The following is a 10,224-nucleotide window of genomic DNA, read 5'->3' as shown; positions in this document are numbered from 1 at the left end:
GCCTTTTACATTGGGGGGGTGGGCAGGATGCCCACCTTACACACGCCAGCCATACACCAAACCCGTAAGGTGGACGCATCGTCCACCGCCCGCTCGCGCGAACGTGCGCCGAGGGCGTACCTTGATTGCTGACAAGGTTCATCCGCGGTGCTATGCTTTATGCATGATACAGTTTCGCATCATGGTCCGAGCGCTCTTTCTTGCGCTTCTCCTCGCGATCCCCGGTCTGGCCGGGGCCGTGGACATCGACCGCTTTGCCGGGACTTTCGCGGGCAGCGCGGAGTTCACCTTCGAAGGCAAGGTGCAGAAACGCGACATGAGCACCACGATCGAGCCCACGAAGAAGGGTTTCATCATCACCTGGACCTCGATCACCTACAAGAGTGACGGGCGCGCGAAGGAGAAGACCTATACCATCGAATTCGTCCCCAGCGCGCGGGAAAACATTTTCAAATCCGCGATGAAACAGAACCTCTTCGGCAAGGAGGTTCCACTCGATCCGCTGCAGGGCGAACCCTTCGTCTGGGCGCGGTTCGAGGGCGATACCTTCACCGTCTATTCGCTCTTCATCAACGAGGTGGGCGAATACGAGATCCAGGAATTCCACCGCACCCTTGTTGACGAGGGGCTCGATCTGCGCTTCCAGCGCGTGCACAACGGGGTGCCGGCAAAGGAAATCACGACCCTTCTCAGGCGGCAGGACTAGGCGCAAGCAGGTGGCGGCGCGGGCGGATTGCGACGATATTCCATGGACCTGTCATTCGCGGACCCAGAGCACACCCATCCTATATCGAATGCTGACGGCAGTCCTTACCTTGGGACGGTGTTCCTGAAGCCTGCGATCCGACATCCCCGGATCGAGGTCGGAGCCTATTCCTACGCAAGCGCCTTCGACCCGCCCCAAGACTGGGCGGCGCGGATCGCACCCTATCTTTTCGATTTCAGCCCAGAACGACTGGTGATCGGCAAATTCTGCCAGATCGCCGATGGGGCGGTCTTCGTCACCTCATCTGCTAATCACCGCTACGACGGCATCTCGTCCTTCCCTTTCGCAATATTCGGCGGTGGATCAAGGGACGGGCGCCCCTCGATGCCGATGGCTGGCGCGGACACGGTTGTGGGCCATGACGTCTGGATCGGGAAAGGGGCGATGGTCCTGCCGGGCAGCCGGATCGGAAACGGCGTGATCGTGGGCGCGGGTGCGGTCGTATCCGGCACCGTCGAGGACTACACGATCGTGGGAGGCAATCCGGCCCGGCAGATCAGGCAAAGGTTCTCGCGGGGAGATGCGGAGCGGCTCAAAAGGATTGCCTGGTGGGACTGGTCAATCGACCGGATCCTGGCCCACGAAAGAGAGATTGCTGGAGGCGATATCGCGGCTTTGGAGGCCGCCGCGCCCAAGAAATAGGCTGAATACCATCGCATGCTGAAAAACTTTGCGGACAATGCGCCATGCTGCGTCTGCAAAGAAAGGTGGAAAAGCTTCAACAGATTCAAGGTGGCGCGCGGACTTCGCACCTGCAGAAGATCGGGATTGTATACCGTAGTCTACAGTTAACCCATTAAAATCATTTGATTTTTCTGAGTTTGCACGCATATCTCTGACGTGGATACGGAGGAGGATGAAGATGGACCAGATCAATCTTGGCGCTTGGATCGACCGCAGCGATACCACCGAGGGGGGTATTTCGGCGCAACAGGCCGCACTGGTGCATGCAGTCCTCGGGCGACCGGGAACGCGGGCACCGCAGGAGGGCGATCTGCTGCCGCATCTGTGGCACTGGTATGCCTTCCCGCCCACCGCCGGCATGGACGAGCTTGGCCCCGACGGACATCCGCGGCTTGGCGACTTCATGCCGCCCCTGCGGCTGAACCGGCGCATGTGGGCCGGCGGCAGCCTCGAATTTCGTGCCCCGCTCCACGTGGGTGAGGCGCTCAAGCGACGCACGCGCATTGCCGACATTTCTGAGAAGATCGGGGCGGCGGGCGATATCGTGGTGGTCAGTCTCGATCACGAGATTCACGGGGAAAGGGGCCTCGCCGTGCTGGAGCGGCAGAACATTGTCTATCTCGAGATACCCGACCGATATACCGCACCAAAGGCCATAGCGGCGCCCGAGAGGGCCGACATCACGGAGCCCCGGGAGATCAGCACACCGCTTCTCTTCCGCTACTCGGCAATCACGTTCAACGCGCATCGCATTCATTACGATCTGCCCTACACGCGCGAGGTCGAGCACTACCCCGATCTCGTGGTCCACGGTCCGTTGCAGGCGCAGATGCTGATGGACATGGCTTCCCGGCAACGCGGGCGGGCCCCAAGTCTGTTTTCCTACCGTGGGGTGCATCCGCTTTTCGCGGCCGACGCGCTGGACCTGCGGGCGATCAAGTCGTCGGATTCGGAGTGGACGCTTTGTACCGTGGCCGGTGGCGCGCATCAGACCATGCAGGCCAGCGCCATGTGGGAGATCTAAGCATGAGCCACGTTCTCAAAGGGATGCGGATCGTCGAGGGCTCCGCGTTTGTCGCGGTGCCGCTGGCGGGGATGACCTTGGCGCAGATGGGCGCGGATGTGATCCGCTTTGACCGGATCGGCGGCGGGCTCGACGCGGGCCGCTGGCCTGTGGCGCCCTCCGGGCAAAGCCTCTTCTGGGCAGGAATGAACAAGGGCAAGCGCTCTATCGCGGTCGACATGAAGTCGCCCGAGGGTCAGGAACTGATCACGCGCATCATCACCGCCCCGGGCGATGACGCGGGCATGTTCCTGACCAACCTCCGGGTGCGTGGCTGGATGGATCACGAGACGCTGAGCAAGCATCGCGCGGACCTGATCATGGTCACGCTGATGGGGGACCGGCATGGCCGTCCCCAGGTGGACTACACCGTGAACCCTGCACTGGGGATACCGGACATCACGGGACCCGACAGATACGATGAACCGGTGGCGAACGCCCTTCCGGCTTGGGACCTCATTGCCGGGAACATGGTGGTGTCTTCCCTCCTCGCGGCCGAGCGGCACCGCCTGCGCACCGGCGAGGGGCAGGACGTCGAGCTTTCGCTCAAGGACGTGGCTGCCGCCACGCTTGGGCATCTTGGGATGATCGGCGACGCGATGCTGAACGATGCCGCGCGAGGCAAGTCAGGCAATGCGCTTTACGGTGCCTATGGTCAGGACTTCCTTTGCGCAGATGGCAGGCGGATCATGGTGATCGGGTTGACTGGCCGGCAATGGGCGGCGCTGGTCAAGGTGACGGGCACTGCTGAGGCGATAGAGAGCCTTGGCCGCGAGACAGGGATGAACCTGCGTGACGAGGGTGTGCGCTGGCAACTCCGCGAGCGGATCACCGCGATCTTCAGACCATGGTTCGCGGGTCAGACCGCAGCCGCCGCCGGACGAAAGCTGGACGACGCGGGGGCGACATGGTCGCAGTTCCGAACAGTCAAGGAGGCCGTCGCCGAAGACCCGGACCTGTCGCCCGAGAACCCGATGTTCGAGATGCTGCACCAACCGGGTTTGGGCACTTTCCCGGTGCCTGGCGCGCCCGCGACGTTCTCGGCCCATGCACGTAAACCGGCGGCCAAGGCTCCGGCGCTCGGTGCGCATACCGAAGAAATTCTGGGGGATGTGGTGGGGATGACCGATGGCGAGATCGCGCGTCTCTTTGACACCGGTATCGTGCAGAGTCCGAATTTCGCGGTCTCCCGGAATGTCGCCTGATCATTTCCCAAAACGTTGAAAAGAAAAGCCCCCGCATCAAGCGGGGGCTTTCTCGTGACAAGTAATCAGCGTCAGGCGGCCTTCTTGTTCACGCCACCTTCTGTGGCAATCGCTGTCATGCGACGGTCGCCGTCGTAGGTCTCATCAAGCTGCTTTTCGAGAACCGCGGCATCTTCATCAAGGCCCAGACGGTTCGCGAAGGCGACGAGGCAACCATAGCCCGCCAGCGCGTAATGCACCATGCGCTGATACTGCGTGATGATCATAGCATCGCGCGTCGCGTCATCGCCGAAATCTGCGTCAAGGGCGTGTGCCTGCGCTTCCTTGACCAGACCTTCCATGCCCCTGCAATGCTCTCCCTCGGGATCGATCCCATGGGTCGCGCAGAGTGATTTGAGCTTGTCCATGCCCGTTGTGATGCCGTTTGCGCCGGCGATCAGGGCCTCGCTCAGTTCTTTGTCGGTCGCGGCGCGACCGAGGGCTGTCGTTGCTTCCAGCGACTGCTTGCAGGCGCTGTAAAGGTCTTGCAGTTGGTCTTGGTAGACGTCTTTCAGATTGTGCAGTGCCATTCTGATATCCTCCGTTTCGAATTGCGTTTGTGTCGGCGAACCAACGTGTCAGTCGCGCCAATGTTCCTGATTTCTTGGGGGAGGGCGCGATCTGCTCTTGATCGCGGCGGAATTTGGGACTACCCAACGGCTCGGCATAGGGGTTTAGCTCAGTTGGTAGAGCATCGGTCTCCAAAACCGAGGGTCGTGGGTTCGAGTCCCTCAGCCCCTGCCACCCTCCAGACACACCGCCAACAGTATCGACAGCGCCTGCTTTGACGGGTCAGGAGCGCTGTGTTTTCGCCGCACCAGCATCAGCCGGGACACAGTCCGAACACAATTTTGCCCCGCGAGGGCCGGATTGCGTTGTTACCCGGATTTGTACTCTGGGATGAAGACATGACCATGAAGACCGAGATGAAAAGCGCACCTGAAAAGGGCGAGGCCGCGTCTCTGGGCAAGGACCTCGACTCGACGGCCCTCGCGGCCATTCGCGATCTGATCGCAACCGAAGAAGATGAAATCGCCGCCAAGGCGCCGCCGTCACGGTCGGAAAGGGCAGCAAAATCTGTCTCTCAGGAAAAGACCGACGCAGCCGCCGTGCCATTTGCCGAAGCCGAGAGCAACGAACAGGCGGCAGCGCGACAAGCGGTCGAACAGACACCCCCGCAAAAATCGCCCCGGGTGGCCAAGAAAGATGGCCTTGCGGCACGGATCAAGGGACGCATCACCGGATACCGTCCAACGCCGAAACACATCGTCCTCGCCGCGCTAGGCCTGTTGGTTGTGTTCCGTCCCTGGCTTGTGGTCGGGGTGACCTTGCTGACGATCTTTGCCTTCATCGGCGTCTTCCTCGTCCTCGGCTATGATGGCTTCTGGCGACGTGCGATGGGGCTGGCGCACTGGTACGCGCGTCGCCGTCCATCCCGTGCGGCCGAACTCCACCGCAAGCTCGATAGTTTCGCGTTGAAGTGGGACGCGATCCTCGATCGCTTCCCCGAAGGCACTGTCGACGGTCTCTACCTGCCCGACTTCGGTGATCTTGCCATGGCCGAGGCGCGCCATGACGAAGCGCTGGAACGCCGTCTTGCGATGCTGCGCGAAGGCGAGGCGTGATCCTCGCCCGCGTCGGCAGCCGTATGAAGGCTTGAAACCCCATGCACCAGCCGTTAGATGCCTTTGGCGGATAACGATCTAGGGACACCGACATGGCGAGGACCAATCCACTTCAGTTCATCCAGCAGGTGCGTGCCGAGGTGGGCAAGGTTGTCTGGCCGACGCGTCGCGAGGTCATGCTGACCACGATCATGGTGTTCATCCTCGCGGCACTCACGGCGGTCTTTTTTGCCATTGTCGACATCCTTATCCGCGGCGGCCTGAATGGCATCCTGGGGATGTTCGGCTAGGCGTCCGCAGCACCGAAGCCCGGTTCAAAAATCCAAGCGAAGGCTTGAATCCTCAGGCGGCAAGGGCTATTGCCCAAGCCTGACATGACTGGGCGTGTGGCGAATCAAGCCCACGCCCCGTTTCATATTAGGCTTGCCGGGATCGCCCCGGCACACATTCATGCACCAGATGGCAGGCCCGGGGCCTTCCATCCAGAACAGGGACTTGGGTTCAGATGGCAAAGCGTTGGTATTCGGTCAGTGTCCTGTCCAACTTCGAAAAGAAGATCGCCGAGCAGATCCGCACGGCCGTGGCAGAGCAGGGGCTCGAGGATCAGATCGACGAGGTGCTGGTCCCGACCGAGGAAGTGATCGAGGTCCGCCGCGGCAAGAAGGTCACGACCGAACGGCGCTTCATGCCGGGCTACGTGCTGGTGCACATGGAAATGTCCGACCAGGGCTATCACCTGATCAACTCCATCAACCGGGTGACTGGGTTCCTCGGGCCGCAGGGCCGCCCGATGCCCATGCGCGACGCCGAGGTGCAGGGCATCCTGGGCCGCGTGCAGGAGGGCGAGGACGCGCCGCGCACCCTCATCCACTTCGAGGTGGGCGAGAAGGTCAAGGTGGGCGACGGCCCGTTCGAGGATTTCGATGGGATGATCGAGGAAGTCGACGAGGACAACCAGCGCCTCAAGGTGTCGGTGTCGATCTTTGGCCGCGAGACCCCGGTTGAGCTGGAATTCACCCAGGTGATCAAGCAGAGCTAGGTCCTCACGCGTCGAGCCTGGCACGGTTTTCGCGTCAAGAAGCTTGCCGTGTTGTTTCGGATGTGCGTGTCGCGCATCTGTCCGTCATGCAGGGGTACGTATCACCCGTATGGCATGCCTGCGATGCATTTTTGCACTGAATGGTCGTTCTTTGGCGTTGGTGGTTATGTCGCTCTTGCGAGGGCCAAGGTCCGTTCATAATCTGCAGAAAAAAAGGGGGTACCGAGCATGAAAGAATCTTTTAATTACGTACGTTTGGCAAAAAACCACTGCGTTGGGCGTACTGGTCGCCGCGGTTTCGGGATGTAGCCATTATCATCTCAAACTTGGTCCTGCTGCCTGCTTCTCTAACCACTATGAACAGCATGGTGAATGGATCGGTATGCGCACGCCTCCTCCAGGAGTGGCGGCGTCATTGAATGACATGGTTCCTGTTCATATGAGTCAGGGCGACCAAGAGTCCATGATAGGTCCATTTGCTACGCACTCACATCCGGGCCTCGGCCCGCAGCAAGCGTCAGAACCTTCGCGGCCTTCCTGTTCAAGCAGCGAAACCTATCGCAACAGCCAAAGCTCTCAGTCATCGACAGGCGGATTGGGAACTCTGGCTCCAAAGGTCGCCGCCGGTGCATTCGTGGCGGCAGTGGTCGGCACGGCCCTCAACTCCGGCGGCTCGGGCTCGACCAACGGCACGAACTGACCCAAGTAACATGTCGCCCCGAGCCCGGCCGGCTCGGGCGTCCGGCTAAGCTTTGTGCGCCGGGGCGGCCGTCCTGAATGCAGCCGCCCGAGCCGCTCAAGCCCCTTGCAATCCTACGCTACTCTCTGTATCCCGCGCCAGTCGCCCCAAGGGGTGACTCGACCATGTGGGAGGCGAGCGCGTCGCGATGTGCGGACCTGACCACATCAACCACAGCCTGCGGGACGCGTCCCACGGGTGTTGAGAAAGGAGAAGGCCAATGGCCAAGAAACTCGTCGGTACGATGAAGTTGCAGATCAAGGCGGGGCAAGCAAACCCATCCCCGCCCGTGGGCCCCGCACTGGGTCAGCGCGGCATCAACATCATGGAATTCTGCAAGGCGTTCAACGCCAAGACCGCAGACATGGAGCCGGGCGCGCCGTGCCCCACCGTGATCACCTACTATCAGGACAAGTCCTTTACCATGGACATCAAGACGCCGCCCGCGTCCTACTACCTGAAGAAGGCCGCCAAGGTGAATTCCGGCGCCAAGACCCCCTCGCGCGAGACGGTCGGCACCGTGACCACCAAGCAGCTGCGCGAGATCGCGGAAGCAAAGATGGCGGACTTGTCGGCGCATGATGTCGATCAGGCCATGAAGATCATTCTGGGCTCGGCGAAGTCCATGGGCATCGAGGTGAAGTAAGATGGGTAAACTTGGAAAGCGTACCGCCGCCGCCCGCGAAGCATTCGCCGGCAAGGAAAACCTGAGCGTCGAAGAGGCCGTGGCCCTGATCAAGGCGAACTCGAACGTCAAGTTCGACGAGACCCTCGAAGTTGCCATGAACCTTGGCGTTGACCCCCGCCACGCGGACCAGATGGTGCGTGGTGTGGTCGGCCTGCCCAACGGCACCGGCAAGACCATGCGCGTCGCCGTCTTTGCCCGTGGCCCCAAGGCTGACGAGGCGAAAGAGGCCGGTGCCGACATCGTCGGTGCAGAGGACCTGATGGAAACCGTTCAGTCCGGCAAGATCGAGTTTGACCGCTGCATCGCGACCCCCGACATGATGCCCATCGTGGGCCGTCTGGGTAAGGTGCTGGGCCCGCGCAACCTGATGCCGAACCCCAAGGTGGGTACTGTGACCATGGATGTCGCCGACGCCGTCAAGGCCGCCAAGGGCGGTGAGGTGCAGTTCAAGGCCGAGAAGGGTGGCGTTGTCCACGCCGGCATCGGCAAGCTCAGCTTCGACGAAAAGAAGCTGGCCGAGAACGTCCGCGCCTTCGTCGGTGCCGTGGCCAAGGCCAAGCCGACCGGTGCCAAGGGCACCTACATGAAGAAGATCAACCTGAGCTCGACCATGGGCCCGGGTGTCTCCATCGCCGTTGACGACGCGATGTCGGCTGAAAACGCCTGATCTTTCTTAGAGTTCAAATTTGAGGGGGGCGTCGCACATGCGGCGCCTCTTTCGTTTATGCCCGACCAATGCCTCCCCTCTTGGCATCCCGCGCCCAACACTGTATCGCACCCTCAGGCAAGGGTAGCGTGATTCGTCGCGCTTCTTTGCTTTTCGTCCGAGACGGCGGGTGAGGGGTACCTCATAATTCCTGCCTGAGACGGGAAGGTAGATATTCTGTCGGCTGAGCCAATGCGCTCTCCGCAGGCATGACCCCCCGTAAGGACCCGAAATGTCGGGTGTCCAACAGGCCCCCGGCAAAACTGAGCCGGAGGGGAAACCCTCCCTTACTGGAGTGAAACTGTGGATAGAGCACAAAAAGAACAGCTGGTCGACGAACTCGGCCAGATCTTTGAAAGCTCTGGCGTTGTGGTGGTTGCCCACTACACCGGTCTGACAGTTGCCGAAATGCAGGACCTTCGTTTGCGTGCGCGTAACGCGGGCGGGGCCGTGCGTGTTGCCAAGAACAGGCTCGCCAAGATCGCCCTGCAGGGCAAGCCATGCGAAAGCATCTCTTCCCTGCTGAGCGGTATGACCGTTCTGACCTATTCCGAGGACCCCGTGGCGGCAGCCAAGGTGGCCCAGGACTTCGCCAAGGAAAACGACAAGTTCGTCATCCTCGGCGGTGCCATGGGAGAGAACGCTCTGGACCCAGCCGGTGTCGAAGCCGTGTCCAAGATGCCGTCGCGCGAGGAGCTTATAGCTTCCATCGCCGGCATGCTGGGCGCACCCGCATCGAACATCGCCGGGGCCATTGGCGCACCTGCAAGCAACATCGCATCCATCCTGTCCACGATCGAGGACAAGGCTGCGTAAGCAATCGTCAAACCGGCGTGGTGAAAGACACACACGTTGGAACACACATCTTAAACGGAAAGAGCTGATACAATGGCTGATCTGAAGAAACTGGCAGAAGAGATCGTTGGTCTGACCCTGCTTGAAGCACAAGAACTGAAAACCATCCTCAAGGATGAATACGGCATCGAGCCCGCCGCAGGCGGCGCCGTGATGATGGCCGGCCCCGCAGGCGACGCAGGCGGTGCAGCGGCAGAAGAGAAGACCGAATTCGACGTCGTTCTGAAGAACGCGGGCGCCTCCAAGATCAACGTGATCAAGGAAGTGCGCGGCATCACCGGTCTGGGCCTGAAAGAAGCCAAGGACCTGGTCGAAGCCGGCGGCAAGATCAAGGAAGGCGTCGACAAGGCGGAAGCCGAAGAGATCAAGGGCAAGCTGGAAGCAGCAGGCGCCGAGGTCGAGCTGGCGTAAGCTGGTTGTGGTGGGGGTGGCCCCGCTCTACGGGAAAAGAGGCGGCGGTTCCGGGGACGGGGCCGCCGTTTTTTGGTCACGCGAAGGTAGTCGTAGTAACCCAAGTTGCTCCCGCACTAAGCGAGGAAGCTCTCATTTCTAGAGCTGATTCAGAACTGAAAAGAGTTTCTTCTCAACCTCATCTGGATACTTAGTCTCTTGTGTGATCTTTGCAGCTACTTTGTCAGCTAATTCAACCTTCCGCATTGTGATTCCACACATAGTTACTTCGTCACCAAGAACTGATATTGGTCCGATGCCACCAAAAAGCTCCCTCATGATCTCTTCTGGATGGCTTTGATGATGTGACCGCCCCCCGACGGCATCTATGTGCCAAGGTGGGTCTGCGATGATCCACAAAGGAG

The 10,224-nt window shown here is 60.7% G+C and carries 13 protein-coding genes and 1 tRNA gene; 12 read left to right on the top strand and 2 right to left on the bottom strand.

Going from position 1 to position 10,224, the window contains the following annotated elements:
- Positions 1–163: 163 nt before the first annotated feature.
- From AB2B41_RS22460 to AB2B41_RS22445, 4 genes are all read left to right on the top strand, one after another.
- The gene (locus AB2B41_RS22460; protein WP_367880062.1) at positions 164–706 is read left to right on the top strand and encodes a hypothetical protein; all 543 of its coding nucleotides are present in this window, start codon (positions 164–166) and stop codon (positions 704–706) included.
- 42 nt (positions 707–748) lie between these two features.
- Entirely contained in the window at positions 749–1,408 is a 660-nt protein-coding gene (locus tag AB2B41_RS22455) for a CatB-related O-acetyltransferase (protein WP_367880061.1), read from the top strand.
- Positions 1,409–1,628: 220 nt separating this feature from the next.
- Positions 1,629–2,474 carry an HTD2 family dehydratase gene (locus tag AB2B41_RS22450; protein WP_367880060.1) on the top strand — a complete coding sequence of 282 codons (846 nt, stop codon included), beginning with the start codon at positions 1,629–1,631 and terminating at the stop codon, positions 2,472–2,474.
- 2 nt (positions 2,475–2,476) lie between these two features.
- Positions 2,477–3,718, top strand: coding sequence for a CoA transferase (locus AB2B41_RS22445; protein ID WP_367880059.1), 1,242 nt, complete (start codon positions 2,477–2,479; stop codon positions 3,716–3,718).
- A gap of 71 nt (positions 3,719–3,789) precedes the next feature.
- On the opposite strand, the gene AB2B41_RS22440 is transcribed toward AB2B41_RS22445, so the two are convergent.
- A complete protein-coding gene (locus AB2B41_RS22440; protein ID WP_367880058.1) occupies positions 3,790–4,287 on the bottom strand; it encodes a ferritin-like domain-containing protein in 498 nt (165 codons plus the stop codon).
- Between the two features lie 138 nt (positions 4,288–4,425).
- Between AB2B41_RS22440 and AB2B41_RS22435 the strand changes: the two genes are divergently transcribed.
- The 8 genes from AB2B41_RS22435 to rplL all read left to right on the top strand — a co-directional run bounded on the left by AB2B41_RS22435 (position 4,426) and on the right by rplL (position 9,820).
- Positions 4,426–4,501: transfer RNA gene (locus AB2B41_RS22435), tRNA-Trp, on the top strand.
- Between the two features lie 164 nt (positions 4,502–4,665).
- The gene (locus AB2B41_RS22430) at positions 4,666–5,382 is read left to right on the top strand and encodes a hypothetical protein (RefSeq protein ID WP_367880057.1); all 717 of its coding nucleotides are present in this window, start codon (positions 4,666–4,668) and stop codon (positions 5,380–5,382) included.
- 92 nt (positions 5,383–5,474) lie between these two features.
- Positions 5,475–5,672 (top strand): preprotein translocase subunit SecE, encoded by a 198-nt coding sequence (gene secE / locus AB2B41_RS22425; protein WP_367880056.1) that lies wholly within the window; start codon positions 5,475–5,477, stop codon positions 5,670–5,672.
- 215 nt (positions 5,673–5,887) lie between these two features.
- Positions 5,888–6,421, top strand: a complete 534-nt coding sequence (gene nusG, locus AB2B41_RS22420; RefSeq protein WP_367880055.1) for a transcription termination/antitermination protein NusG — start codon at positions 5,888–5,890, stop codon at positions 6,419–6,421.
- 959 nt (positions 6,422–7,380) lie between these two features.
- On the top strand, positions 7,381–7,806 hold the full coding sequence (gene rplK, locus AB2B41_RS22415; RefSeq protein ID WP_367880054.1) for a 50S ribosomal protein L11: 426 nt from the start codon (positions 7,381–7,383) through the stop codon (positions 7,804–7,806).
- A 1-nt stretch (position 7,807) separates the two neighbouring features.
- On the top strand, positions 7,808–8,515 hold the full coding sequence (gene rplA, locus AB2B41_RS22410; protein WP_367880053.1) for a 50S ribosomal protein L1: 708 nt from the start codon (positions 7,808–7,810) through the stop codon (positions 8,513–8,515).
- Between the two features lie 342 nt (positions 8,516–8,857).
- Positions 8,858–9,370 (top strand): 50S ribosomal protein L10, encoded by a 513-nt coding sequence (gene rplJ, locus AB2B41_RS22405; RefSeq protein WP_367880052.1) that lies wholly within the window; start codon positions 8,858–8,860, stop codon positions 9,368–9,370.
- Positions 9,371–9,442: 72 nt separating this feature from the next.
- A complete protein-coding gene (rplL, locus tag AB2B41_RS22400; protein WP_367880051.1) occupies positions 9,443–9,820 on the top strand; it encodes a 50S ribosomal protein L7/L12 in 378 nt (125 codons plus the stop codon).
- A 138-nt stretch (positions 9,821–9,958) separates the two neighbouring features.
- Here rplL and AB2B41_RS22395 read toward each other — a convergent pair.
- Positions 9,959–10,224, bottom strand: a 266-nt coding sequence (locus AB2B41_RS22395; RefSeq protein WP_367880050.1) for a hypothetical protein, incomplete at its 5' end; no start/stop codon positions are given.

Origin of the sequence: Sulfitobacter sediminis (assembly GCF_040811725.1) — a bacterium.
Lineage (GTDB): Bacteria > Pseudomonadota > Alphaproteobacteria > Rhodobacterales > Rhodobacteraceae > Sulfitobacter > Sulfitobacter sediminis.
Note: the sequence above shows the minus strand (reverse complement) of the source record. Positions and strands in the feature narration are given on the sequence as shown.